16 protein-coding genes, 1 tRNA gene and 1 pseudogene are annotated in these 25,710 nt (G+C 65.2%); 9 read left to right on the top strand and 9 right to left on the bottom strand.

The genetic code is table 11. From position 1 onward, the window contains the following. The first annotated feature begins 214 nt into the window (after positions 1–214). The 3 genes and pseudogenes from CKV91_RS03010 to CKV91_RS03020 all read left to right on the top strand — a co-directional run bounded on the left by CKV91_RS03010 (position 215) and on the right by CKV91_RS03020 (position 4,629). Positions 215–787 carry a PadR family transcriptional regulator gene (locus CKV91_RS03010; protein ID WP_021103822.1) on the top strand — a complete coding sequence of 191 codons (573 nt, stop codon included), beginning with the start codon at positions 215–217 and terminating at the stop codon, positions 785–787. A gap of 171 nt (positions 788–958) precedes the next feature. Continuing rightward, positions 959–1,705 (top strand): annotated as a pseudogene (locus CKV91_RS03015) (ABC transporter ATP-binding protein); the annotation flags it as partial. Between the two features lie 329 nt (positions 1,706–2,034). Continuing rightward, the gene (locus CKV91_RS03020) at positions 2,035–4,629 is read left to right on the top strand and encodes an ABC transporter permease (RefSeq protein ID WP_157738712.1); all 2,595 of its coding nucleotides are present in this window, start codon (positions 2,035–2,037) and stop codon (positions 4,627–4,629) included. Between the two features lie 285 nt (positions 4,630–4,914). Here CKV91_RS03020 and CKV91_RS03025 read toward each other — a convergent pair whose 3' ends face one another. Beyond that, entirely contained in the window at positions 4,915–6,711 is a 1,797-nt protein-coding gene (locus CKV91_RS03025) for a threonine/serine exporter family protein (protein ID WP_065860830.1), read from the bottom strand. A 256-nt stretch (positions 6,712–6,967) separates the two neighbouring features. Between CKV91_RS03025 and CKV91_RS03030 the strand changes: the two genes are divergently transcribed. The 3 genes from CKV91_RS03030 to ileS all read left to right on the top strand — a co-directional run bounded on the left by CKV91_RS03030 (position 6,968) and on the right by ileS (position 11,456). Beyond that, positions 6,968–7,768 carry an HAD-IIB family hydrolase gene (locus CKV91_RS03030; protein WP_065860841.1) on the top strand — a complete coding sequence of 267 codons (801 nt, stop codon included), beginning with the start codon at positions 6,968–6,970 and terminating at the stop codon, positions 7,766–7,768. 104 nt (positions 7,769–7,872) lie between these two features. Then, positions 7,873–8,049 (top strand): hypothetical protein, encoded by a 177-nt coding sequence (locus CKV91_RS09335; RefSeq protein WP_157738714.1) that lies wholly within the window; start codon positions 7,873–7,875, stop codon positions 8,047–8,049. Further along, positions 8,046–11,456 carry an isoleucine--tRNA ligase gene (gene ileS / locus CKV91_RS03035; RefSeq protein ID WP_065860829.1) on the top strand — a complete coding sequence of 1,137 codons (3,411 nt, stop codon included), beginning with the start codon at positions 8,046–8,048 and terminating at the stop codon, positions 11,454–11,456. The genes CKV91_RS09335 and ileS overlap by 4 nt, the downstream gene beginning before the upstream one ends. 67 nt (positions 11,457–11,523) lie before the next feature. Here the strand turns inward: ileS and CKV91_RS03040 are convergent, their stop codons facing one another. Further along, positions 11,524–11,835 (bottom strand): GNAT family protein, encoded by a 312-nt coding sequence (locus CKV91_RS03040; protein WP_065860828.1) that lies wholly within the window; start codon positions 11,833–11,835, stop codon positions 11,524–11,526. Between the two features lie 206 nt (positions 11,836–12,041). Here CKV91_RS03040 and CKV91_RS03045 point away from each other — a divergent pair, with 206 nt between their 5' ends. Together CKV91_RS03045 and murJ are read left to right on the top strand one after the other, a co-directional pair. Then, positions 12,042–13,325 carry an aspartate kinase gene (locus CKV91_RS03045; protein WP_021105886.1) on the top strand — a complete coding sequence of 428 codons (1,284 nt, stop codon included), beginning with the start codon at positions 12,042–12,044 and terminating at the stop codon, positions 13,323–13,325. 3 nt (positions 13,326–13,328) lie between these two features. Continuing rightward, entirely contained in the window at positions 13,329–15,362 is a 2,034-nt protein-coding gene (gene murJ, locus CKV91_RS03050; RefSeq protein ID WP_051167201.1) for a murein biosynthesis integral membrane protein MurJ, read from the top strand. Positions 15,363–15,633: 271 nt separating this feature from the next. Here the strand turns inward: murJ and CKV91_RS03055 are convergent, their stop codons facing one another. The 7 genes from CKV91_RS03055 to CKV91_RS03085 form a co-directional block, all read right to left on the bottom strand. Next, positions 15,634–17,268 carry a polysaccharide deacetylase family protein gene (locus CKV91_RS03055; RefSeq protein WP_155942635.1) on the bottom strand — a complete coding sequence of 545 codons (1,635 nt, stop codon included), beginning with the start codon at positions 17,266–17,268 and terminating at the stop codon, positions 15,634–15,636. A gap of 280 nt (positions 17,269–17,548) precedes the next feature. Beyond that, positions 17,549–18,820 (bottom strand): ATP-binding protein, encoded by a 1,272-nt coding sequence (locus tag CKV91_RS03060; protein ID WP_065860827.1) that lies wholly within the window; start codon positions 18,818–18,820, stop codon positions 17,549–17,551. Between the two features lie 405 nt (positions 18,821–19,225). Further along, positions 19,226–19,702: a DUF2599 domain-containing protein gene (locus CKV91_RS09340; protein WP_065860826.1), complete on the bottom strand. Its 477-nt coding sequence runs from the start codon at positions 19,700–19,702 to the stop codon at positions 19,226–19,228. Positions 19,703–19,924: 222 nt separating this feature from the next. After that, positions 19,925–20,007: transfer RNA gene (locus CKV91_RS03070), tRNA-Leu, on the bottom strand. Positions 20,008–20,103: 96 nt separating this feature from the next. After that, on the bottom strand, positions 20,104–21,459 hold the full coding sequence (locus CKV91_RS03075; RefSeq protein ID WP_231933807.1) for a cutinase family protein: 1,356 nt from the start codon (positions 21,457–21,459) through the stop codon (positions 20,104–20,106). 125 nt (positions 21,460–21,584) lie between these two features. After that, entirely contained in the window at positions 21,585–22,046 is a 462-nt protein-coding gene (locus CKV91_RS03080; protein ID WP_065860824.1) for a YbhB/YbcL family Raf kinase inhibitor-like protein, read from the bottom strand. 213 nt (positions 22,047–22,259) lie between these two features. Then, on the bottom strand, positions 22,260–24,857 hold the full coding sequence (locus tag CKV91_RS03085) for a DEAD/DEAH box helicase (protein WP_065860823.1): 2,598 nt from the start codon (positions 24,855–24,857) through the stop codon (positions 22,260–22,262). Positions 24,858–24,910: 53 nt separating this feature from the next. Here CKV91_RS03085 and CKV91_RS03090 point away from each other — a divergent pair, with 53 nt between their 5' ends. Beyond that, the gene (locus CKV91_RS03090; protein ID WP_065860822.1) at positions 24,911–25,579 is read left to right on the top strand and encodes a bifunctional 4-hydroxy-2-oxoglutarate aldolase/2-dehydro-3-deoxy-phosphogluconate aldolase; all 669 of its coding nucleotides are present in this window, start codon (positions 24,911–24,913) and stop codon (positions 25,577–25,579) included. Positions 25,580–25,710 lie beyond the last annotated feature (131 nt).

Raw genomic sequence — 25,710 nt, forward strand, 5'->3', positions numbered from 1 at the left:
GCACGCTGCGTATGGGCACGTGTTGTTGGCATCGTGAGCGGGTGTCGTCAAGCTGCTGAGCCGTTTCAGTTACATGTATGGCATGTGTATGAGCCTTGCATGGCAGGGGAAGGAATATTTCTCGAGGCTGTGGGGTTCCTAGATATGTCGACACTGAAATCGATTCGTTGTATCGGTGAGCTCCGCTCATTGGTGCAACGCACAGGGAGGGACCATGTCCATCAAGTTCGCCATCCTGGCACTGCTTGCCGAGCGGCCGCGCCATGGCTACCAGATCAAGTCTGAGTTCGATCGGCGAACCAATCACTCCTGGCCGCTCAACATCGGTCAGGTGTACACCACTCTCGAGCGTTTGGAGCGCGATGGACTCTGCGTACGCGGCGAGGAGAACCAAGACGGGCGTGTCATCGTCACCATCACCGAGGAAGGCCGTCACGCCGTTGACGAGTGGTTCGGCAACCCGGTCGTCCAGGACACGCCACCTCGCAATGAGATCGCCATCAAGTTGGCCATCGCTGCATCCACCAAGGGACGTGACGTTGCAGGAATCGTGCAGGCCCAGCGTCGGGTGACCGTCTCGGCCCTGCAACAGTACCGTCAGGTTCGCCGCACCATTGCCGAGGATGATCTTGCCGGTCAGCTCATCCTGGAGCGGATGGTCTTCGATGCCGAGGCGGAGATCCGTTGGCTCGACCACTGCGAGGCTGCCGCGGTGCGTGCCTCCCATCAGAAGCGCGTCGAGGCTCCCGAGGAGTCCCCGGCACGTGAGGCTCAGCTCGCGCGCTGAGGCCAGTCCTGCACCGGAGGCAGGCAAGCCAGAATGAGCAATGGCTCTGTGCGACTGCTTCCCGTGAGCTTCAGTACCCCGTAGGCTCTGTATCCTTGTCGCGAGGATGCCACGCCACCGTTTGGTGGTGTGGAGGGCTGAGCTCTGGAGGTCTGAACCTTGAAGGCAGGTATGGGCGCATCGCGAGATACGACGTCTACTCCCAGCGCTGCTCGTCAACCGGTGATTGCGCTCGATCATGTGACTCGTTCGTTTGGTCATGGACAGGGCGAGGTCACCGCCCTGCACGACGTCAACCTGTCGGTGGACACCGGGGAATTCGTGTCGATCATGGGTTCCTCGGGCTCTGGCAAGTCCACCCTGCTCGCCATCGCCGGGGGCTTGGAGCGGCCCACCGGCGGGCAGGTGCGCATTTCCGGACAGTCCTTGGATGGGCTGAGTCGCGACGATCTGGCACGGATACGACGGCGTCAGCTCGGATTCGTCTTCCAGGAACTCAACCTCGTCCCGACCCTCACGGCGATGGAGAACGTCTGCCTGCCTCTCGAACTCGACGGGGTTCCCGGCTCTCGAGCACGTGAGACTGCCATGTCCGTGCTCGAACAATTCTCCATGGCGCAGCTGGCCGATCGTTTCGTCGATGACATGTCGGGAGGTGAGCGCCAGCGCATTGCGATAGCCCGCGCCGTGGTGGGAGATCGTCGCATGCTCCTGGCCGACGAGCCCACTGGCGCATTGGACTCGACCTCCGGTGACGAGGTCATGTCCCTCATCCGAGATCTGGCCGATTCCGGGGTCGCCGTCCTCCTCGTCACCCACGAGGCCCGACACGCTGGGTGGGCCGATCGGGTCGTCTTCCTGCGTGACGGCGTCCTCGTTGACGAGACGGCGGCCTACAGTGATCCGATGGACCTACTGCTGCAGGACGACGTCGCCGACATCGTGGACGCTGCTGAGCCTGCCGATGATGTGACCGGCGTCGCGTCCGATGATGATCAGACCGGGCCCGAGATCCCCGACGCCATGCCACCTGACCCGTTCGGCGACCTCGACGATCCGTTCGACCCCGATGACGGACCGTGGACATGAGTGACGTCTCGGGCGAGGATGATCATCTTGGGCAGACGCGACACCGAGCGGAACCATCCGATGGGGCGGCACCTCGGCATCACAGGGCCGTGCTGTTCCGACACGGGCATCGTCGCGAGGCCCGTCTGAACCTGCTGTCCAGACTGGCCTGGCGGGACATGACCCAGCACCGATACCGCTCGATGGTCATCGTCATGCTCATCGCCCTGCCCGTGATCTTCGTGACGGCGATGGGCACCGCGCTCGAAGCGCAGTACCTCACTCCGAACGATCAGATCCGTGACATCCTGGGCGACGCAGACTTCATCGTCGAGCGGATCGACAACTGGGACGGTCACTGTCGACAGGACGGGCTCAGCCGCCGTTCCTGCGGGGATTCTGCTGTGGACAGCACTCCGGCCGAGTTGGAGACCGAGCAGAGCAAGGCGCTGGAGAAGCTCACGCTCGACAATCATGAATTGCATCGCATGCGCACCGCCCGGCAACCGCTGAGGTGGGGGCAGACCTGGGTCAATGTGCGGGTGTACGGCATTGATCTCACCGGCATGCTCAACCGGCGTCTCGTCATCCCGAACGCCCCGATGCCTGCTGCCGGCGAGATGTGGGCGTCAGCCACCACGGCCAAGCAGTTCAACTGGCAGGTGGGTACGAAGGTCTCCATGGATGGCAGGCAGTACCTTCTCACCGGTCTGGTTCGCTCCTCGAAGACCTGGGAGCCGGAGGTCTGGGTGCGCCCGGAAAGCTCTCTGGTGGTCTCCGACACCTTCCCCAGCTACTTCGTGCGCGGTCCCCAGCTCACAGCTGCACAGGTCGACCATCTCAATGACATGGGCCTGGCCGTCGTGAGTCGTGCTGCGTTGTCCGGTGACTACTCGATCGAAGTACGTACCCAGCTCCTTGCGCAGATCCTCACCGGCGGAGCGCTCGTGGCGCTCATCAGCGCGACGGTGGCTGCCTCGGCCTTCGTCATCTGTGCCCAGCGGCAACGGCAGACCCTCTCCATCCTGGGCACGACGGGGGCAGTGGAGCGTCAACTCGTGGGAATCGTCCTGCAGCAGGGACTGGTGCTCGGATTGACTGGTTCCATCCTGGGGGCGGTGCTGGGGTGTGGAGGAGCCAATTTCGTCATCTGGCTGCAGAACCTCAATTCCCTGGACTATCCGGTGCCCATGTCATTTCGTTGGCGGTATGCCCTGTGCGCCATCGTCATGGGCTTGGTGTCCTCACTGATGGCGTCGTGGTTGCCGGCCCGGCAGGTCGCCTCGACCAATCCGTTGCTGGGAGTGCGAGATGTCTTGCGGCCCCCGAGGAGGCTGGGCGGTCGATGGATCATTCTCATCCTGTCCCTGCTGGCATTTGCGGTGATGATCGTGGTGCCCCACACGACGGCAGTCGGCCATTCCGTCACCCAGCTCGCCGACAGTGAGGTGTTGCTTCCGGTACTCCTCAGCGTCATGTTGCTGTACCCAGCCATCTTGATGACCATCCCGTGGGTGCTGCACTGGAGTGTCGGGAAGTTTCCCAAACGGCGGGTCTATGTCACCCTCGCCCTGCGCGACATGGATCGCAATCGGGAGCGTGCCTCGGCCTGTGTGGCGGCATCGATGGCCGTCATGACGCTGTTCAGCTCCGTGTTGACCATCGGCGGATTCGTCGATCGGCTGGACGTGGATCACTACACACCCCGGCTGCCCAGGAACGTTGCCGTGCTGGAGTCGACGGTTGCTCCCGGTCGCCCTGTTCCCGAGGTGGTGCGCACCCAACAGATCGCAGTGGTTCAGGCCACTGTGGGGCCAGTTGATCATGTCACTGAGGAACTCATCAAGCAGCCGGGGTGCCGGCGACGGTCGGGTTGTGACATCCTCACGGCACAGGTGTCCAATGTCGGTGTGCGCCCAGCCTCCGAGGAGTCCCACACCGGTCTGCGTGAGGTCACGGGTTCGCAGCTTCCGGTCGTCGTTGATGACGGGTCGCTGTACAAGGTCATCACCGGGCACGAGCCTGATGCTGCCGTTCTGGATGCCCTGCATCGCGGACCGGTGGTGCTCAATCACGATCAGCTGGAGGATGGCAAGCTCACGATCGGGATGTTCAGCGAGGCAGCCACCCAACTGAGCCAGGTGAGGCAGGTCGATGCCTTCCGGGCGCCATTCCACACCGAGGCCACTCAAGTTCCCGTGCTCATCGGTCGGGATGCGGCTGCTCGGTTGCTCGGCGTGGCGGACCAGGACGTCCAGACCAGCGAGGGAGACATATGGGCTCGGACGTCGCATGGGATCAGCGCTCATGATCGAAGAGCCATCAGCCGGTCATTGACGGCGGCTTCTGGTCCCACCAGTACCCTCGTGCTGGATTCCGGACCTTCGCGGATGGGGCGCATCATCGTGAATCGGGGTACCGGGATCGCGATCGTCATGCTCATGGCCATCGGTATGCTCACAACCGTCCTGACCTTGGCGGATTCCCGGTCCCAACGCGAGACCCTGTCGTCCATAGGGGCTTCCCGCGAATCGATGCGTAGGATGACGGCGATCCAGACGTTGGTCTCCACCTTCGTCGGACATGTTGCCGGAGCACTGGTGGGGGCGGTGCCTCCCATCATCGCCCTGTCTCTCCTGAGGCGGCACGCCACGTTGACGTGGGTGCCATGGGGCCAGCTGGCCGGACTGGTGTTCGGCGTGCCGATCGTGCTGGGTGGCATGGTGTACCTGACGGTGCGTTCCGTCCCGGAGTGGCGACGACGTGTCATGTAGGCGTGGAGCGGTGCGTCAGGTGGACGTGGAACCGACGGGTCGGTGGACGTGGACAACCGTCAGGCGGACCGGGCGATCTGACCACGTGTGACGTCTGCTGTGCGATGAACCCCTGCCGGCGTGTTTCTGACCGCCTCCTTCGAGCTGGGCACTGCACGGACCGATCGAGGAACCATCGGGGGATGACGTCCACCGGTGTGGGGTTCGAGACCTCACGACGCCACGTGTGAGTGGTGGGGCAGATGAGTGAGCGGTGGGGCCGTGCGATGGGGAGCGTGGCACGCGTCAGCTCGTCCCAGCTGCCTTTCGCTCCTTCAAGCTACGCCACCGCTTCCTGATACCCCGTGAGCTGGTACGTTCGCGCGGCACCGTGGCTCCCATGCCCCACGACCGGAACGTCGCCAGCCGCGAGGCGTGGTCCAGTGGCACGATGAGGGGGCGTACCGTCAGCGCACCGAGGCTGGATCCGATGGCGATGGCGATGCCAACCAGCAGGGCCTGCATGAGGACCGTCCCACCGCCTGCGGCACTCGGCTGGTCAAGTTGTGAGCCCAGAATCATGTACAGGCCGCGATAGATCATCATGCCGGGCATGAGTGTGACGACACCGCAGGTGACCAGTCCGACCTGCGGGAAGTCCCATCGCCTGGAGGCGGCGGTGGCTGCCATGCCCACCAGGAATGCGCCGACCCCGGAGGCTGCCGGGGCCGACATTCCCAGGGCCGCACCGAGGACATAACCGCCCCAGCCGATCGCCCCCAGGAATGCGCAGGTCACCAGGACTCGCAGACCGGCGTGGCAGGACACCCCGAACGACCAGGAGACGATGGCGGCGGCGAGCATCTGCGTGATGATGGGTCCGGAGACCCACACCGTCGGGTTGATGTATGACGGGGTGCCCACCTTGAGGCCGATCCACAGCACGCCCATCACGCCGAGGATGATGCCGCCGGTCTGGACGAAGACGTCGACGAATCGCCCCGAACTGGTGACGACGTAGCCGTCGATGGCGTCCTGCGCGGCGGACACCATCGACGTGCCGGCCAGCAGTGAGATCATCCCCGCTGCGACGACCAGGGAGGGCGACAACGGCAGGGTCATGTCCGCCTTCCACTGCAGGATCATGACGAGCAGTGCCATGACGGTGGGGACGGCGCCGCCCACCGCCTGGGTGAAGAAACTGGTAACGTGTCGGCGTCCCATGGCCTGCACCGCCATGTCCACCAGGCAGGTGGTGAAGAAGGCCAGGAGGACGTCCCAGATCGATCCGCTGAACAGCCAAGAGATGCCGCCCCCCATCAACCCCATGTTGAGGGTGACGAACCACGGTCGGTACAGCCGGGGCGCGGCGACGAGGGCCTCCAGGTGGCTGCGGGCGTCCTCCAGATCGACCTCGCCATTGCAGATCTGGTCGACGAGTTTCTGCAGTCGGCCCAGGCGCTGGTAGTCCGAGGTGCGTCCTCGCACGACGCGCAGTGAGGTGATGGGGTCGTCGTCCATGCTGCGGTGTTGGGTGACGATGACGGACGTGTTGGTGACGTCGACGTGAATCGTGATACCGAACGTCGCGGCCAACCGCAGGGCCATCGCGACGGCTTCGGAGGCGGAGGCGCCCACCGAGATGGCCATCGAGGTGACTCGCTCCACCAGGTCGACGACGAGACGGGCCTGGCGGGCCTCCATGTCGTCCTCGGCGGACTGCAGGTCGGAGGCCAACGGCAACGGTTTGGTGTCACGCAGGTAGCGATCCAACGGGAGCCCGAAGATGCGTCGGGCCCTGGGCGGGGGTTTGGCCGGCTGGGGCGTGGGGCTCGGCTGGTTGATCATGGGCGAGGTCGTCGTCATCGCCGGGACCGACCATGTCGTCGACGCCTCGATGGCGGTGAGCTCCTCGGGGCGCAGGGTCATCTCGACGGCGGTGGGTTCGTCGTCCAGCGGCCCGGGGGAGTCGGTGGGGTTTGACCTCGCGGAATCCGACCCCGCGGAGTTCGTCAGATGATTCTGCCGGGGCTTCTGGTTCGGGCGAAAGATGGCGTCGTCAATGGGGCCGGGGCCAGATCCGTGTCCATGATCAGATGCCATCGTCGTCCTTCCTCGGTGCGTGGTTCAACAGTGGCGATCATGAAGCGTCGGCACGGTGCGTGGCAGCTCCGCCGCCCTGATCGGCATCTCTCATTGTGTCGCCCCAGCAGCCGAATTCCCAAAGAATCGGGGATTTCTGCGGTCAGTTCATCAGGAACCCCGGGGATGCCTCATCGAGGGCCTGGGCGAGGCGCATCTTTCGGGGTGATCGAGGAACCGAGCCGGGGTTGATCGGGGCCCCGATAGACTGATGCTCGTGTTGATAGCCACCGATCTGGACGGAACCCTGCTCACCGGCGACAAGCAGCTCAGTTCACGCACTCGCCGCATGCTCGCTGCAGCGGCACGCGCCGGGGTGCCGGTGGTGCCGGTGACCGCCCGTCAGATCCATGGTCTGTCCGAGTGGCGAGACGTCCTGACCAGCTGGGCGCTGTGCTCCAACGGTGCCATCTGCTGGAATCTTGCCGACGAGACGATCCTGTTCCGTCAACTCATGGACGCCCAGATGTGCCAGCGGTTCACCCAAGATCTGCTGAAGGTCGCTCCCGGTACCGTGTTCGCCACCATTCGGGACGACGGGGAGGAGTTCGTCTCCCAGACGGGCTATGCCGAGCTGGCCGATGTGGCCGACCACAATCGTGACCCGCGCACCATGCCGTCCCTGCCGCTGGAGGACGTCGTGGCCCAGGACTGCCTCAAACTCGTGGCTCGTCACCCCAGCATGCCGGTTGACGAGCTGGCTCGGTTGGCCGTCTCGGTGGGCGGCGACCAGGTGCACGTCACGACCTCGGGGGTGCCGATGCTGGAGATCAGCCCTGCCGGGGTGACGAAGGACTCCGGTCTGGCCCTGCTGTGTGAGCACCTCGGGGTGGATCGTGCCGACGTCGTCGCCTTCGGCGACGGTGCCAACGACGTCGAGATGCTCACCTGGGCCGGCACCTCCTGGGCGGTGGGCAATGCCGTCGCGCAGGCCAAGGCGGCCGCCGATCACGTTGCCGAGTCCAATGACGACGACGGCGTTGCCCAGATCGTGGAGGGGTTGCTGAAGCGTCTCTGAACGGGATTACACTGTGGTGGACCGCACAGCGATGATGGGGCCATCACCCCGGAGCCGCCGGAAGAACGGGCGCAAGCCTCACTAGACCCGGCAGCGGTGGGCCAATGAGCGGCGTCACCAGCGCCGATCGGGACGAGCGACACCAACTTGGTCAAGCCGTCCTGATCCAGGATCGTCAGGGTCATCTGCTGGGACGCAATGAGGGTGGTACCGCGGGTACCCCGGACGTCCGGGTTCTCGTCCCTCGTCACACCGACGAGACGAAGGACTGCATCCGATGAGCGAGACGACCCCCGAAGCCGGCCGCTATGCTGCCGTGCCACCACAGGTGGACCTGCCCGCGATGGAGCACGAGATCATCGACCTGTGGCATCGCCAGCACACCTTCGAGAAGACCTTGGAGGCCACCAAGGACGGTGAACCGTGGACCTTCTTCGAGGGGCCCCCCACCGCCAATGGCCAACCGGGTACCCACCACGTCGAGGCTCGGGTGTTCAAGGACGTCTTTCCGCGCTACCGCACCATGCGCGGCTACCACGTCGACCGCAAGGCCGGCTGGGACTGCCACGGACTTCCCGTGGAACTCGCCGTGGAGAAGGAACTGGGGTTCTCCGGCAAGCCCGACATCGAGCAGTACGGCGTCGAACCCTTCAATGCCAAGTGCCGCGAATCGGTCACCCGCCACGTCGACGCCTTCCGCGAACTCACCGAGCGGATGGGCTACTGGGTCAACATGGACGACGCCTACTGGACGATGAAGTCGTCCTACGTCGAGTCGGTGTGGTGGGGGCTCAAGCAGGTCTTCGACAAGGGGCTGCTGGGTGAGGACCACCGCGTCGCCCCCTACTGCCCACGCTGCGGCACCACCCTGTCCGACCATGAGCTGGCTCAGGGCTACCAGGATGACCGTGACCCCTCGATCTACGTGCGTTTCCCGGTGACCTCGGGGCCACTGGCCGGACGCGCCCAGCTGCTGGTGTGGACGACCACACCGTGGACCCTCGTCTCCAACACCGCAGTGGCCGTGCGCCCCGACGTGCGCTACGTCGTCGTCCACAAGGATCCCGACCCCGAGGGCGCCGACACGACGGCGAGTGCCAGCTCCGCCGACCCGACCAGCGACGATCTCGTCATCGCCGAGCCGCTCTTCGAGCAGGTGCTCGGTGAGGGGTGGAGCCTCACCGGAGAGTCCTTCCTGGGTTCCGAGATGGAGCTGTGGACCTACCAGCGTCCCTACGAGCTGCTGGACTGGCCGACGACCGAGCACGTCACCGCCGACGGGCGGCCCACCCCGGCCGACGCGAACTTCATCATCCTTGCCGACTACGTCACCACCTCGGACGGCACCGGCCTGGTGCACCAGGCCCCGGCATTCGGTGCCGACGACCTGCTCACCTGCCGCAAGTACGGCCTGCCGCTGGTCAATCCCATCGAGCCGGACGGCACTTTCTGCAAGGACCTCCCCTTGGTCGGCGGCATGTTCTTCAAGAGCGCCGACAAGCCGATCTGTGAAGACCTCGACAAGCGCGAGATCATGTTCCGGCTGGAGATGCACTGGCACTCCTACCCGCACTGCTGGCGCTGCGACACCCCGCTCATCTACTACGCCCAGCCGTCCTGGTACATCCGCACGACGAAGCTCAAGGAGCAGCTGCTGGCGCAGAACGAGTCGACCAACTGGTTCCCCGACACCATCAAACATGGCCGCTACGGCGACTGGCTGGAGAACAACATCGACTGGGCCGTCTCGCGCTCACGCTACTGGGGTACCCCGCTGCCACTGTGGCGCAACGAGGACGACCCCTCCGACGTCATCTGTGTGGGCAGCCTTGCCGAACTCTCGCAGCACGTCGGGCGTGACCTCACCAGCATGGATCCGCACCGCCCGTTCATCGACGAGGTGACCTTCACCCGCGACGGCCACACCTACCGCCGTGTGCCGGAGGTGGCCGACGCCTGGCTGGACTCCGGGTCGATGCCGTTCGCGCAGTGGGGATACCCGCACGTGCCCGGCTCCAAGGAGAAGTTCGAGCAGAACTTCCCGGCCGACTTCATCTGCGAGGCGATCGACCAGACCCGCGGCTGGTTCTACACTCTCATGGCGGTGGGCACGCTCGTCTTCGAGCAGTCCCCGTACCGCAACGTGCTGTGCCTGGGCCACATCCTCGCTGCCGATGGGCGCAAGATGAGCAAGCACCTGGGCAACATCCTGCTGCCCATCCCCCTCATGGACGCCCACGGTGCCGACGCCCTGCGCTGGTTCATGACCGCCGACGGATCGCCGTGGAGCGCCCGTCGCGTGGGGGACGAGGCGCTGCAGGAGACCGTGCGCAAGGTGTTGCTCACCTACTGGAACACGGTGTCGTTCCACGCCCTGTACGCCCGTGCCAACGACTGGACACCCGCACCCACTGAGTCGGCAGCCGTGGCCACGGATGCCGAGTCTGGTTGTGGGGATGGCCCGTCGAGGGGGTGTGGGGGGGTCGTCCCCCCCGCTCACGATGTTGACGGTTCGGTGGCCACGGATGCCGAGTCTGGTTGTGGGGATGGCCCGTCGAGGGGGTGTGGGGGGGTCGTCCCCCCCGCCCTGAAACAACGTCACATCCTCGACCGTTGGCTGGTCAGCGCGACGAACGTGCTGGTGCGCGAGGTAACCGATGCCCTGGAGAACTTCGACACCCAGCGCACCGGTCAGCTGCTGGCCGCCTTCATCGACGACCTGTCCAACTGGTACGTGCGTCGTTCCCGGCGCCGGTTCTGGGCCGGGGACCCCAGCGCCCTGTGGACCCTGCATGAGACGCTTGAGGTGCTCACTCGTCTCATGGCCCCGATGGTGCCGTTCATCACCGAACGGGTGTGGCAGGACCTCATCGTCACCACCGATCCCAGCGCGCCGGAGTCGGTGCACCTGGCCTCCTGGCCCACGGTCGACGAGTCGGTTGTCGACGAGCAGCTGGACGAGGCCATGGCCGTGGTGCGGCGCATCGTCGAGCTGGGACGTGGTGCTCGTGCCGAGGCTCGGGTGAAGACTCGCCAGCCGCTGGCCCGCGCACTCATCTCGAGTGCCGCCCTGGCCAAGCTGGACGACGACCTGCAGGCCGAGATCAGGTCCGAGCTCAACGTCGTGGCGCTGGAGTCGTTCAGCTCCGCCGGTGATCTGGTGGACCACTCGGCCAAGGCGAACTTCCGTAGCCTGGGCAAGCGGTTCGCCAAGGCCACCCCGAAGGTGGCTGCCGCGATTGCCGCTGCCGATGCCGCGCAACTGGCCACCGACCTCGCCTCCGGGCCGGTCAGTCTCCCCGTTGCCGAGGTCGAGGGCGGCCAGGCCATCATCACTGCCGAGGACGTCATCATCTCCGAGCGTCCGCGGGAGGGGTGGAGCGTGCTCAACGAGCAGGGTGAGACGGTTGCCCTGGACCTGGAGATCACCCCGCAGCTGGCTCGCGCCGGCCTGGCCCGTGACGTCATCCGGTTCATCCAGGACACCCGTAAGCAGGCCGGCCTGGACGTCTCCGACCGTATCGAGCTGGCCTGGGATGCCTCCGGGGAGCTGGCGGAAGCCGTTGAGGAGCACCTCGGCCAGATCACCGACGAGGTGCTCGCGGTGAGCGCCACGCGCGCTGAGCGCGGGGCCGACTGGGCCGTCGAGCCCGATCTGGACCTTGCGGTGCAGGTCGTCAAGGCTTGAGCAGGGTGGCTGGTGTCCTTCCCGGCAGGCCCTTGCCGGGAAGGACACGGCGGCTCTCGTGGCGCGCTCAGGACTGGTAGTACATCTCGGTGTAGTCGGGGTGGGAGAGCAGCCAGTCGACGACCCGTGGTGAGGAGGCATGTACCTTCGACCCCTCCGAGCGCAGCTGGGTGAGCACACGTTCCATGAGGAATGTGTGCAGGTGCTCGGTGAGGCTGGGGTGGATCAGCACCACCATCAGACCCACGAGGCCCGGGCGCAGCTGTTGACAGGTGATCTGGGCGGTGATCCGTCCGTCGACCATGAGGAAGAAGTCACCGGTGCGATCGCCGTTGACGGCGTGTCTGCCCCGCTGCCACGTCACTGAGAACTCAGGCATGGGGAACTCCTACCAACGGTGCTCATGGGGACACTGTAAGTGAGCTGGCCGACGCTCGAGGCCAGTTCGGCCAAACTGCTCACGATGCCGACACCCTGCGTGGGAGAACACGATTCTGCCCGTCAAGATCCGTGCTGGGCGAGGTGGTTCCCGTCTCATCCGTCAGGAGAGGTTAAACTGCAGTGTCCGCACATGCAGGAGGAGCGATGACGCGAGTCGTCCAGAAATTTGGCGGGTCCTCGGTCGCCGACGCCGAATCCATCAAGAGGGTTGCCCGAAGGATCGCGGCCACCAAACAGGCCGGGAACGAGGTTGTCGTCGTCATTTCGGCCATGGGAGACACCACCGATGATCTCATGGACCTGGCCCTTGACGTGTCTCCACAGCCGGCTCCCCGTGAGCTCGACATGCTGTTGACCACCGGGGAACGTCAATCGGCGGCACTGCTGGCCATGGCCCTGTCCGACATCGGGGTGCCGGCCCGCAGCTACACCGGCTCCCAGGCCGGGGTCATCACGACTGCTGCCCACGGCAATGCCCGTATCATCGACCTCACCCCGGGTCGCATCGTCAAGTCCTTGGACGAGGGGGACGTCGTCATCGTGGCCGGGTTCCAGGGCGTCTCCCAGACGACCAAGGACGTCACCACCTTGGGCCGTGGAGCCTCCGACACGACGGCGGTGGCCCTCGCGTCGGCCTTGGACGCCGACTACTGCGAGATCTACAGTGACGTGGACGGCGTCTTCACCGCCGATCCACGTATCGCTCCCGGTGCTCGCCGCATCCCGCGGATCTCGTACGAGGAGATGCTGGAGATGGCAGCCTGCGGAGCGAAGATCCTGCATCTGCGCTGCGTCGAGTACGCGCGGCGGGAGAATGTGCCGATCCACGTGCGGTCGTCGTTCTCACACAAACCGGGAACCTGGGTCTGTGATCCGGATTTCGCCAAGGAACACGAGGAGATGCCAGGCATGGAGGAAGCCATCATCTCGGGGGTCGCCCACGACCGCTCCGAGGCCAAGATCACCATCGCCGGCATCCCGGACTCCGTCGGACGTGCTGCGCGTATCTTCGAGACCATCGCCGATGCCGGTATCAACATCGACATGATCGTCCAGAACGTCTCGCAGGTGATGAACGGACGCACCGACATCACCTTCACCCTGCCCATGAGCGATTCACGCAAGGCGATCGAGTCGCTGCGTCGTCTGCAGGGGGAACTGGGATTCGAGGACCTGCTCTACGACGACCAGATCGGTGAGGTGTCGATCGTCGGTGTGGGCATGCGCTCCCATCCCGGTGTGACGGGCACATTCTTCCGTGCCATGGCCAGTGAGGGAATCAACCTGCAGATGATCTCCACCTCCGAGATCCGTATCTCCATCGTCGTGTCCGCCGATCAGGTGGACGACGCCGTACGTGCGGCCCACACCGCTTTCGGGCTGGATGCTGAAGGTGAGGCCGTCGTCTACGCGGGCACGGGTCGCTGATCCATGTCTGACAAGGTGGGAGGAGTGCCCAGCGGCAAGCTCTCCCCGGCGGATCGCCGTGGACCGGCAGACCAGACCTCAGACGAGGTGGACGTCTACGATCTGCTCCGCGTACCCGATTCGCTGTCCTCACCCGACGTCTACGACTTCCTCGACGTCGATGCGACGATGCTGGGCACTGGTGTCGCGGCCCGGGTGCGGCAACGTGAGGAGCAGGATCGACGCGCCCGCCCTCATCCACACCGAACAGCTCGTCGCCCGGGTGCCGAATTCGGTTCGACTGTCACTGACCACGCTGCGAGCGGATACTCCCGGACCACTGGTGATGGGTCGGCTCAGGAGGAGCCGACGGTCACGGACCTGGCCGAGGAGTCCGAGGCCGTCGATGCGGCGGCTGGTGGTGCGGCAGGGGTCGCGGGTGAGACGGCTGCCACGCCTGCCGAACCTTCCATCCGACGAGCCAGTGTGGTCATGGCGGCCGGCACCATGGTGTCGCGGGTGCTGGGATTCGTGCGCACCTTCCTGCTGACGGCCGTCGCCGGTGGTACGTCATTGGCCCTGGACGCCTTCCAGGCCGCCAACACCCTGCCCAACGTCATTTTCATCCTGCTGTCGGCAGGGGTGCTCAACGCCATCCTCATCCCCCAGATCACCAAGGCGATGAAACAACCTGATGGGGGCCAGGACTTCGTCGACCGGCTGCTCACCGCCTCCTTCGGGGTGGTCCTCATCGTGGCGGTGCTCGCCACGGTGACCTCCCCGTGGCTGCTCGACCTGTACTTCTCGGCGTCGGGAGCGACCCGCCAGCTGACGGTGCTGTTCGGGTTCATCGTCATGCCGCAAATCTTCTTCTACGGTCTGTACGCGATTCTGGGTCAGGTGCTCAATGCTCGCAGCCAGTTCGCAGCATTCATGTGGAGCCCGGTACTGGCCAACCTCATCCAGATCGCTGGTCTGGTGTGGTTCCTCGTGCAGTGGGGGTCCCATCCCGACCCGGCCACCTGGACCGGTGAGATGGTCTGGGTGCTGGCCGGGTTCACCACCCTGGGCATTGCCGTGCAGGGGCTGTTCCTCATCATCCCACTGCGACGTGGGGGGTTCCGTTGGCGTCCGAGGTTCGGGTTGCGTGGTCATGGGCTCGGTGCCGCGGCGCGCATCACGATGTGGACGTTCAGCGCCCTGCTCGTCTCCCAGCTGGTGGGTATCCTCACCAAGCGCCTGTTGTCGTGGGTGCGGCTGCGGCACCCGGAGGTGTCGGGCTCGGTGGCGGCCTATGACAATGCCTTCCTCGTCTTCATGCTGCCGCACAGCTTCATCACGACGTCGATTCTCACGGCGTTGTTCCCCCAGATGAGTCAGGCCTTCGCCGACGGGGATGAACCGCGGATGCGTCGTCTGGTGCGCAAGGGACTCTCGGCTCCGGCGCTGCTCATCATCCCGTGCAGCCTGGCCATGGTCGTTCTGGCCAGACCAGGGGTGCAGACCATCTTCCGGCTGCAACCCAGCCAGGTCGACGTGCTCGCCTGGGCCGTGGCCATCATGGGGCTGGGACTGCTCCCGTTCGGCGTCTCCACGCTGCAGCAGCGTTACTGCTTCGCCCGGGAGGACGGACGGCTCAATTTCCGTATGCAGTTGGTGTTGTCGGGGGCTCAGCTCGTGTGCCTGCTGGCCGTGTTCATCGCTCCGGCGAACACGGCGCTGCTCGTCGTGGCGGCTGCCCAGACCATCGCCAACACCATCGTGTCGATCGTGTGGGTGCGTGTCGCCTCTCGTCAGATGAATGGGTTGGGCATGATCTCGGTCATCGACCAGTGGCTGCGGTTGCTCGGGGCGTCGGTGCTCGCGGCAGTGCCGACCTGGTTCATCGTCAAGCTCTTCGGGATGCTTGGCAGCCGGTGGCTCCTCAATGCTGCGGCGACGATCGTCGGTGGGGTGGCCTTCGTCGGAATCTTCGTGTTGGCGTCCAAGCTCTTCCGGATTCCCGAGGTCACCGACGCCGTGGCCGGCCTGGGACGGAAACTGCACGTGGTCAGATAGTCCTGCACGTCATGGCAGGCAGACGCCCGCCTGCTGCGTGCCGTGCTCCTGCTGGCTGTGAGGCTCGCCCTTCCGAGGCTCAGAGTCTTTTCCGAGGTTCAAGGGGCTGTGCCACGGGCGCGCCACACCTTCGGCAGAACGCGTGGCGGTGGTGCGAAGGCACATCCTCCTGCACCGCCGCCCACACGGTCTCCGGTGTCTGGTCCGGCACACACTGTCTCTGGTACCTGCACGGCACACGGTGTGGATCGTCCCCTGCGCCGTGGGGACTTCAGCCCTTGCAGAGGTACCCGTCCTGCACCAGGGCGTTGCCGCGGCAGTAGCCATGACCAGCCTGCACTCCGCCGGTGTTGAGGGTGAGTTCGGAGACGGTCACCAGTTGGTAGCCGCGCTTGGTGAGGTTCGGGACGGCTGTGGCACTGGCGTCGATGGCGGCGTCGTGGATGTCGTGCATGAGGGTGATCGGCCCGGTGTAGATGCTGACGTCCTTGCTGATCTTATCCAAGGTCTTCGGTGCCGAGTGCGTCTGCCAGTCGTTGGTGTCAATGCTCCAGTTGATGACTGCCATGTTGTTGTCGGTGATGACCTTGTCGGCGGTGTCGTTGTGATCGCCATAGGGCGGACGCAGCAGCATGGGGCGTCGCCCGGTGAGTTTGGCCAGCCGGTCGGAGTTGCCACCCACCTCGGTCTTGAGCGTCTGGGTGCTCAGGGTCGCCAGGTCGGGATGGGTCGAGGAGTGGTTGCCGATCTCGAATCCGGACGCAGCGACCAGGCGGGTGGTGTCTGGGGCGGCGTCGATGGAATTGCCCATCTCGAAGAACGTGGCGGCAGCCTTCTGCTTCTCGAAGGTCTTCAGGAGCTCGCCGGTGCGCTTGCCGGGGCCGTCGTCATAGGTGAGTGCCACGCACTGCCGAGCGATGCAGTCGATGCCCACTGCGGTTGAGGGGTGCTCGCCGTCCTTGACCGGGGCCGCGGAGATGGCGGTGGAGGTGGTTGAGGGGGCAGTGGGCTGCTTGCTGGGCCTGGCATGCGAATCGGCGGACGCATCCTTGCCGGCAGTGGAGTCGCCGGGCAGTGGGTGCAGGTTGGGGGAGGACTGCGGGGCAGGACGGTCGTTGGCTGGCTTCCACCACGTCTTGCGGGCATCGGGGGTGCCTGAGAAGGTCGAGGGGTGCAATGATGCTCCCTGGGCTTTGACCCCCAGGTCGGAGAGCACTGGATCCACCTTGTCCTTGGGCACCAGGAGCGTCTTCTGTTCCTTGTCCAACACCCCGGCGGGGAACGTCACCAACAGTTCACCCTCCGAGCCGAACGACATCGCAGGGCCGGTGCCGTAGGGGGCTGGTGATTCCTGGAGGGCAGCCAGGGCCTTGGCCTTGTCGACGGAGGCGTCGTCGGCAGCTTGGCCGACGGCGTTGCGGAACTTGGCCCATCCGGGCCACGAGATGAGGACGCTGGGGGAGAAGGTCTGGCCGTAGTTGGCGTCGTACCACAGCGTGGTGTCGAATGTGTGCGGCTTGGGCCCCTCGATCGTCGTCGAGATCTTGACTCCGAGGATCTGTGCCGATGAGGCGACGAAGGACGACGTCTGCCTCACCTTTGTCGCCGAGTCCCACTGGGCCTGGCGCAGGCTGCGCTCCCGAACGACCTCGATGGCCTGGGAGAGGTTGCGGGCCGGAGCGATCTGGGGCACCTTGACGTCGATGTTCCGTGGCGTGGTGAATGTCGAGTGTGTGCTCGTGACCCCGTTGACGAGGCTGTCCTTGACGACGATCGGCGTGGCCTTGGCTGCTGGGGAGTCGTCAGACTTGTTCGAACCCGACGACCCCCCGCTGCAGGCGGACAGCGGAAGGAGGACAATCATCCCCGCGACGAGTACGCGGGTGAGTTTACGGCGCGAGGTCACGAATGACAGGGTATGTCACCGGCTGGGCAGGATCGACGGGAACACTGCAGTTCAAGAGAATCTCAGCAATTTTTTTCAATGCGAGTGTGACGTTTATGTGCCGCGCTGCCGGCGTGTGGCGCGGGCACCTGCCGGCTGGCTGTGCTCCCCGGAGTTTTCGTGGCAGTCCTGAGGAGATTCTCGACACTGCCCTGGCAACGGATGACAGGGCGAATCAGGCAATTAGCAGGGTTTCTGTCAGGCAAACAGCAGCATCTGAATCAGGCAGGTGGCAGAAGGATCACAGTCCGAGCAGAACGAGGGGCACCACGCCAATTCCGTCTGGCCTCCGGTACGCCTGTGGGCCGGTGCTGATGACGACGGTATCGAGTAGTTTCGGCCCCAGCTCCTCCTGCAGCCAGGTGAGGTGCTTGACGTCGCGGTCGGTGATGGTGGAGGCAAGCTTCACCTCCAGCGCCAGTATCCGTCCGTCGCGGCGTTCCACGACGAGATCCACCTCATGGTCACCGTTGCGGGTGCGCAGGTGATGGACCTGGCACTCATGGGCCTGGGCAGGCACCCGCACGCACAGGGTGACGAGTGACTCGAAAAGGGATCCGAGCATCGTTCCAGAAGCAGGATCCAGCGGGGTGCCTTCCGCGTTGAGCAGGTTCGACGCATCCAGACCAAGCAGATTCGCAGCCAGTGCCGGGTCGGCCAGATGATGTTTGGGGGAACTTCCCAACCTGTTGAGGACGCTGCCGGAGGGGAACCAGGCGGGAACTGGGTCGAGCAGCCACAGTGAGGCGAGCACCCCGCGGTAGGAATCTGCTGTGGAACGTGCTGGCTTCTGCGCCTGCCCCGGGGTCGCCGCGTCGAGGATCTGGGAGTAGCTCGCCGTGGTCGACGTTGCTGCCGCGTATGCTCTCAGCCAGGCCATCATGGCTTCGGGTCGGCGCACGGCAAATCCTTGTTCCGGGACGTCCTTGTCGACGGCGTTGCGTAGGTAGGAGTCGATTGCGAATCGCCTGGCTCGCTCCCGCATGGTGCGGATCGCCGGAAAGCCTGAGGCGACGATCTCCTCGACGTACTCGGGCAGGCCAAACCGACTGTCTCCCTGCAGCGCAGGCCGACGACCGGTGAGAAGATCGGCAAGACTGACGGTCGGCTCGGTCAGTTGGCGCTCCTGCAGGGTCATCGGGCGCATCCGCAGTCGCCCGATACGTCCAGCTCCTGAGTGCTGACGTGTCTGCTCGTACGGTGTGGCTGATCCTGCCAGGAGGAATTGCCCACCGTGGGGGTCGTCGTCAACGCTGTGTCGAATGACATCCCACACGGCGGGCACGTGTTGCCACTCGTCAACGAGCAGTGGACGGTTGCGAAGCAGGATGGTGGAGGGGTCTGCCTGGGTGACGCTGCGTGTTGCAGGGTCGTCAAGACGCAGTGTGCCCTCGGCGCGGTGCTGAGCAGTTGTGGTCTTTCCGACGGCTTTTGGACCGTCAATGGCGATGGCAGGGACGTCGTCGAAGAGTTCGTCGAGCTCGGTGTCGACGGTGCGTCGGAGGTAGGCCATACGTCGATCATAGGACGACCGACAATCGAATCAGGCAAGTAGCAGGGTTTCTGTCAGGCAAACAGCAGCATCTGAATCAGGCAAGTAGCAGGGTCGCAAGGCGCTGGAGCATGAACCCCGTCGGACGGGCAGTGCGGATCACGCCATGCTGTGCTCGGCCACGGGACTGTGCTCGGCCACGGGCAACGTCATTGCTTGGCGTAGCGGCGCCAGCACGGCTGAAGACAGCCACCGGTGATCAGGGTGGCCCCCAACAGCGCGAGCGGTGTCCACGGTAGGGCAGTGCTGCCCGGTTCCGAGTAGTCGATCATGTCGAGGACGCGGTTCAATGTCGTCAGTGAGCCCCAGGTGATGAGGGCCCCACGATGATGAGGGGCATTCCCATGACCGGATGGCTCAGGGGGTTCATGGGGTCACCGTCCTTTCGTCGCCGGGGTTGCATGCTGCCAGAACCGTTCTGGCATAGCCGACATCTGGTCGCCACGCCTCAAGATTCCATGGATTCTTCCAGTATCCGACGGTTGCCAGATGGCACACGAGCTGGTTGCGGAACTTTCGGCCGTGCACCGAGGACGGTGACTTGCGTTCGTACTCCTGGTAGACCTTGTCCCCGCTGATCTGGGGGTGCAGCCTCATGGAAGGACGGAATCCCTCCCTGCGAAGGTGGACGTGGGCGCGAAGGCCTTGGTTGGTCTGCTCCACGACGATGTGATCGATGACGTTCGTCTCTGCGCCGATTGCCGCATGGCCGGTGTGGCGGGTGGACGACGGTGTGGCTGCTGAAGGAGTGGGGGAAACGGCTGCGTGAGCTGGGGAAACAGATGTGATCGTAGGGGTGACAGCACATGTGGTGACGACTGCCAGGAGAAGCGCCTTCTTCATGGGATTCCTTTGCTGGCATGGGTGGCACTACGAGCAGGGTAACCGTGCATCCGCCAGTGCACCGAACAGTGTCACGTGCAGAGACGGGGTGCGGAACACTCCATCGGCAAGCGTCATCAGTGCCGCTTCGTACCCAGTGCTCGTGGCCGGTCGTCCACAGGCCAGCTCGGGTATGGAAAAGCCGGTGACAGAAGCTTTTCCGTCACCGGCCTGTGATCGCTGTGCGCGAGAGAGGAGTTGAACCTCCACGCCCCGAAGGGCACTGGCACCTGAAGCCAGCGCGTCTGCCATTCCGCCACTCGCGCATCGGGGTCGTAAGAACCCAACTCGAGAAGACTAGCACAGAGATGACTGCAGTGGAAAATCGAGGCAGGACTGCGTCACCGGTACCCGGATTTACGTCACTTGGCTCGTCTCCGACGTCGTTGCCGGTCCCTGTGCGGTCGCCCCCCATGCGGTCGTGCGGGGCGTCGGGTACCCCGTGGTGGTGTGCCGTGTGTGGTTCCTCGGCGGCGCGCTGCGCGAACTTTCCCTCGGCCCAGGACGGCTCCGATGAGGACTCCCACCAGCACGCCGCCAACGATGGCGAGAATCTGCCACGGCCCCCATGCCCTCGGTGGTTCCTGGTCGGCGTGGGGCACCGGCGCGCCCTGGGAGTCTGCGGTGCCGATCGTGTTCATGCGTGCCGCGATGGCGTTGAGGGATTCCGGCATGACGTCGGGGTTGTATCCGTGATGTACCTGCGAGCCCGCTGACAGGGCGTCCTGCCAGGTCTGCTTCATGGTGATGATCTTCTCGACGTAGCCCGATGAGTCGCAGACGATGTCGTCCTTGAGGCACACGGAGTACGTCTGTGGGTACGCCTCCGACGTGATCTGAGGTTGGGCCTCGTCAAGATCCTTGCGCAGGGCGGCGGTGTCGATGTTGCCGGAGTGCAGGTCGATCGTCGTCTGCACCAAGGACTGCACACGTTCCTGGGGATTGGGGCCGGCCTTGCGCGCCTGACCACGCAGGTAGTGCAGCAAGGCTGCCATGCCGATGCCGGACAGGTCGGCGGTGCCGTCAAGGCTCTGGACGTGCTGGGTGGGGTAGCGGTCCGGGTTGCCCATGAGCAGGGCCCCGGCCAGCCTGTTGGGCACGCTGGTGCGTCCCAGCGCCTCGGTGATGGCCTGGGCACCCTGGGAATAGCCGGCAAGCACCGTCCACTCCTTGGGGCAGCGTCTGCCCTCCGAATCGAGCAGGTCGGAGAGCTTGTCGGCTCCCTCGGTGGCCGAGTCGAAGTACTTGGTCGACGGGAACTCGTCATCGAGCAGCAGGTTGGTGAACGACTCGTCGGCCAAGGTGTGCGGATCGGTGGCAGGGTAGTCCAACCACACCTCGCGCACGCTCCCGTGCCCCTTCCACCTGGCGGCAAGGGCGTCTCGGGCCTTGGAGACGGTAGTGCCGTAGGGGGCCTTCTCGCCGGACCCCCGCACCCCGACGAAGAGCAGCGATGCACATGGTTGGCTGCTGGCCTTGGTGGAGGGAACCGGTTTGCCCGCCCACCTGGCTGAGGCAGATGCCTCGTCCGTGTCGGACGACTCCGGTGCGTGGACGGTACCTGGCAGATGGGAGTCGGCTGCCGCCACGCCCACTGCCTTGGTGACGCGCGCCCCGGGGGTGAGTACCGCGTCGGCCTGCGCGGCCGGTGAGCAGAACATCGTCATGATCATGGCCATGACGACGCCCAACACGCCCCTCGCCCCGCTGCGGTTCATGACTGTCTGCTCATGGCCGGTGACTCCTCGTTCTGTTCCTGATGCTCCTGCCGATCCTGGTGTTCCTGCCGAACTTGGCCCCCGGCTCTCCGAGAGCCTCGCCGACACGCACAGGGATGAACGGTTCAGCCCTGCTGGAAGGTGCCCATGATCGAGGCGGAGTCCAAGGCGCTGGTGTGGATGGCGAACCTGGCCTGGACGTTGGCCGCCCCCTGCGGAGCCTCGAGGGTCTCGGTGGGCAGGGCGTGGACGGTGAAGACGTAGCGGTGCGCCGGACCTGCTGGCGGGTTGGGGCCACCGTATCCCGGCTCCTGGTAGTCGGAGTCGAACTCGCGCACTCCCTGTGGCAGTGGGCCGCCGGCATCGATGTGGGTGACGTCGGCCGGGATGTCTGCCGCGATCCAGTGCCAGAATCCCGACCCGGTGGGGGCATCGGGGTCGTAGCAGGTGATGGCGTAGGACTTGGTGCCCTCCGGGCCTGGGGTCCAGGAAAGCTCCGGCACGACATTCTCACCGCCTGCCCCGGAATGGGCGTAGCGCAGGGGGATCGCAGCTCCCTGCTCGAACGACGTGGTCTCAAGTTTCATGGTCGCTCCTTCTGGTTGTCGCGTGATGGCTCCAAGTGTCTGGTTCCATTGTGCAACGATGACGAGCCGGGCTGGGGAAGGGTGTGCACGGACGCCTCAGCCGGCCGGACGGGGTTCGGGGATCCATTCTGCGGGCCGAGCTCACGCCGGGCAGGACCCAGGGGCTCAATCGACGGGCAAGGCCCAGGGCTCGGGACGGGCAAGGCCCGGGGCTCAATCGAGTCGGGTGAAGGCCCGGGTGCGGACGACGAGTTCGCCCGCCTCGTCGCACTCGTCCAGGTCCACGGTGGCAGCGATGGACCAGTCGTGGTCGCCGTCGGGATCGTTGATGATCTGACGCACCGTCCACAGCCGCCCCCTCCTGGACTCCTCGACGACGAAGAATGCCGGGCTGCGGGCGTCCGGTCCGTCGTCGATCTCGTCGAACTCGTCCCAGTAGTCGCCCAGGGCGTCCTCCCAGAAGTCGCTCGTCATGGCCGAACCGGTCGGTTCCAGGGCAGCCAAGGCCTCGAAGTCGTCGTCGGCGGCAAGGATCACCCTGCGGAACATGGCATTGCGCACCGCCACCCGGAACGCCCGCGTGTTGGAGGTGAAGGTGTGCACCGGACGTGCCTCTTGGTTCCCGGTTCCTGGTTCGTTCGCGGTCTCGGGATTGGTGAGGGCCTCCCACTCGTCAATGAGGGAGGAGTCCGTGGAGCGTACGACCTCACCCAGCCACGAGATGACGTCCGCCAGCTCCTCGGTACGTTCGGCCTCCGGGACCGTCTGGCGCAGGGCACGGTAGGCGTCGGTGAGGTAGCGCAGCACGAGCCCCTCGGAGCGTTGCACCTTGTAGAACGCGCAGAACTCGCCAAAGGTCATGGCCCGTTCGTACATGTCGCGCACCACGGACTTGGGGGCCAGGGCATCGGGGGACACCCACGGGTGGCTCGGTGCGAAGATCTCGAAAAGTGCCTCGAGCATCTCTGCAAGCGGTTGGGGCCACTCCACGTCCTCGACGGCGTCCATGCGATCCTGGTAGTCGTAGCCCTCGGCCTTCATGGCTGCGATCTTCTCGCCGCGAGCATGGCTCTGCTCGGCGTAGAGCACGGCCATGGGGTTGTCCAGGGTGGCCTCGATGACGCTGACGACGTCCATGGCATGGGTGGGCGATTCGGGGTCCAGGGTGGCGATGGCCTCGGCGGCGAACCCCGACAGCGGCTGATTGAGGGCGAAGTCGTCCTGCAGGGCCTCGTTCATGGCGTACTTGCGCCCACCCGGGGTCGGCTCGGGCAGCCGGTGCACCACCTGGGAGCGCAGCAGACCCGCCCCGATCTGGACACCCCGCCGGTACAGCCGACGCCGCCGCGCCGGGTTGGTGATCGCAGCGTCGATGATGTGCTGGATGGCCGTGACGGTGTCCTCGTCACGTTGCAGCACGTTGAGCACCATCGCATCGGTGACGCGCATGGTGGCGTGCAGCGTCTCCGGGGTGGAGGTGATGAGTTTGTCGAAGGTCTCCTCGGTGTAGTCGACGTATCCTTCCGGAGGCTTCTTGCGCTGCACCTTGCGTTTCTTCTTCGGGTCGTCGCCGGCCTTGGCCAGGGCCTTCGCATTGGCGACGACGTGCTCGGGGGCTTGGGCGACGACGTATCCGACGGTGTCGAAGCCGGCTCGTCCGGCGCGTCCGGCGATCTGGTGGAACTCGCGAGACTTGAGCACCCGGTTCCTGTGGCCGTCGAATTTCGTCAGCGCGGTGAACATGACGGTGCGAATGGGCACATTGATGCCCACCCCCAGGGTGTCCGTGCCACAGATCACCTTGAGCAGGCCGCGTTGGGCCAGCGATTCCACGAGGCGACGGTACTTGGGCAGCATTCCGGCGTGGTGCACGCCGATACCAGCGGTGAGGTACTTGCGGATCGTCGTGCCGAAGCCTCGTGAGAACGGGAATCCCTTGAGTTCATCGGCAATCTGGTGGCGTTCCTCGGTGGACAACAGCTTGATCGAGGTGAGCGACTGGGCACGTTCCACGGCCTGCTTCTGGGAGGGGTGGACGATGTAGATCGGTGCCTTGCCGTCCTCGACGAGGTCGGCGATGGTGTCGTGGTCGGCCTTCATCGACCATTCGTACATCAGCGGTACCGGGCGAGTTGCTCCCGAGACCACCTCGACGTCACGGCCGATCTGCTCCTCCAGCGTGGTCGTGAGCCAGCTGACGTCTCCCAGGGTGGCACTCATGATGATCATCTGGGCCTGGGGAAGTTCGGAGAGGGGCACCTGCCAGGCCCAGCCGCGATCCGGGTCGGCGATGAAGTGGAACTCGTCCATGATCACCTGGTCCACCTGGGCGTGTGACCCCTCGCGCAGTGCGATGTTCGCCAAGATCTCCGCGGTGCAGCAGATGATGGGGGCGGACGCGTTGACCGAGGCGTCACCGGTGACCATCCCCACGTTCTGCGCCCCGAACATCTCGCACAGGGCGAAGAACTTCTCCGAGACGAGGGCCTTGATCGGGGCGGTGTAGTACGTGCGCCCGCCTCCGCCGACGCAGGCGAACTGGCAGGCCGCGGCGATGAGCGACTTGCCGGAGCCGGTCGGGGTGGTGACGACGACGTGCGCCCCGGTGAGCATCTGGTAGATGGCCTCCTCCTGGTGCTCGTACAGGCTCAGCCCATCCTTGGCGACGGCTCGCTCGATGTGGTCGATGACCATGTCGGGATCGATGGGGCGCGCCCCCGGCCACTGCCAGTCTCGCGGCCGCTCGGCGCGGTCGTCGGTGACGGGTTCCCGGCCATCGATGAGGTCTTCCAGGGCATCTTCCAGTCGCACGTCGTCCTCCACTGATCGGGGACTCCAACCTATCGAACTGGCATGATGTTCACATGACCAACGATCCTGCCCAGCCCGGTGACGCCCGCCTCGAGTTTCCCGCAGAGGTTGCCCGGGGGCGGCTCATCGCGGTACTGCCCTCAGCGCCGGCGAGCAGTCTCATGGCCCCGGTCGAGGTGATGATCCAGGAGAGGATTCGTGCGTTCAGCCTGCCGGCACACGACGTCGAGCTGCGCCGAGCACTGCTGCTGATCTTCGGGGTCCGTGCGTGTTTCGGGGTGCATGGCCACCTCGAGGCGCAGGAGGCGGCCGAACTGGCTGACGACGGGCAGTGCCGGGTGGGTTTCGTGCTGGGAAGTGGTCTGGACGACGAGACCATCGCCAGTCTGCACGAGGCTGGCGTCCCGGTGGCCGACGATGCCCTCACCCCCGGTGAGGTACGGCACACCTGGGCACGTGGTCTTGACGCCGTCCAGGTGATACCGGCGGACATGGCCTCGGCCTCCTACGGGCAGACACTGGGCGAGCTCGCGCCGGGGGTCCCTGTTATAGCCCGTGGCGGTGTCGGCAGCTACGCCGTACGACGATGGCTGGAGTCTGGGGCGTTGGCGGTCTGTGGTGACGACTCCCTCGTCGGCGACGTCGTCGAGGACGCCAACATGAATGCGCTGCGGGAACGCTGCCGGGGGTTGCGCGCCGTCGTCGACGACGTCGAGGCGTGATCGTCTCCCGAACGGCCCCGGGACCCTCTCGTTCCGTCGTCACACTCACCGTGAAAGTCCCCTGACAGTTCGGGCACACACGGCACTCCCACTCCCGTCGCCACGTTCGTCGTCCACTCCGGAACATGGTT

Source organism: Cutibacterium granulosum, assembly GCF_900186975.1.
GTDB classification, from domain to species: Bacteria; Actinomycetota; Actinomycetes; order Propionibacteriales; family Propionibacteriaceae; genus Cutibacterium; species Cutibacterium granulosum.

What these genes read in the sequence shown, in the direction of transcription:
- ileS (WP_065860829.1), top strand. Translation starts at nt 8,046, where the DNA reads ATGAGCGAGACGACCCCCGAAGCCGGCCGCTATGCTGCCGTGCCACCA.
- CKV91_RS03040 (WP_065860828.1), bottom strand. Translation starts at nt 11,835, where the DNA reads ATGCCTGAGTTCTCAGTGACGTGGCAGCGGGGCAGACACGCCGTCAAC.
- CKV91_RS03060 (WP_065860827.1), bottom strand. Translation starts at nt 18,820, where the DNA reads ATGGCCTACCTCCGACGCACCGTCGACACCGAGCTCGACGAACTCTTC.
- murJ (WP_051167201.1), top strand. Translation starts at nt 13,329, where the DNA reads ATGTCTGACAAGGTGGGAGGAGTGCCCAGCGGCAAGCTCTCCCCGGCG.
- CKV91_RS03075 (WP_231933807.1), bottom strand. Translation starts at nt 21,459, where the DNA reads ATGAACCGCAGCGGGGCGAGGGGCGTGTTGGGCGTCGTCATGGCCATG.
- CKV91_RS03045 (WP_021105886.1), top strand. Translation starts at nt 12,042, where the DNA reads ATGACGCGAGTCGTCCAGAAATTTGGCGGGTCCTCGGTCGCCGACGCC.
- CKV91_RS03080 (WP_065860824.1), bottom strand. Translation starts at nt 22,046, where the DNA reads ATGAAACTTGAGACCACGTCGTTCGAGCAGGGAGCTGCGATCCCCCTG.
- CKV91_RS03025 (WP_065860830.1), bottom strand. Translation starts at nt 6,711, where the DNA reads ATGGCATCTGATCATGGACACGGATCTGGCCCCGGCCCCATTGACGAC.
- CKV91_RS09340 (WP_065860826.1), bottom strand. Translation starts at nt 19,702, where the DNA reads ATGAAGAAGGCGCTTCTCCTGGCAGTCGTCACCACATGTGCTGTCACC.
- CKV91_RS03010 (WP_021103822.1), top strand. Translation starts at nt 215, where the DNA reads ATGTCCATCAAGTTCGCCATCCTGGCACTGCTTGCCGAGCGGCCGCGC.
- CKV91_RS03090 (WP_065860822.1), top strand. Translation starts at nt 24,911, where the DNA reads ATGACCAACGATCCTGCCCAGCCCGGTGACGCCCGCCTCGAGTTTCCC.
- CKV91_RS09335 (WP_157738714.1), top strand. Translation starts at nt 7,873, where the DNA reads ATGAGCGGCGTCACCAGCGCCGATCGGGACGAGCGACACCAACTTGGT.
- CKV91_RS03020 (WP_157738712.1), top strand. Translation starts at nt 2,035, where the DNA reads ATGACCCAGCACCGATACCGCTCGATGGTCATCGTCATGCTCATCGCC.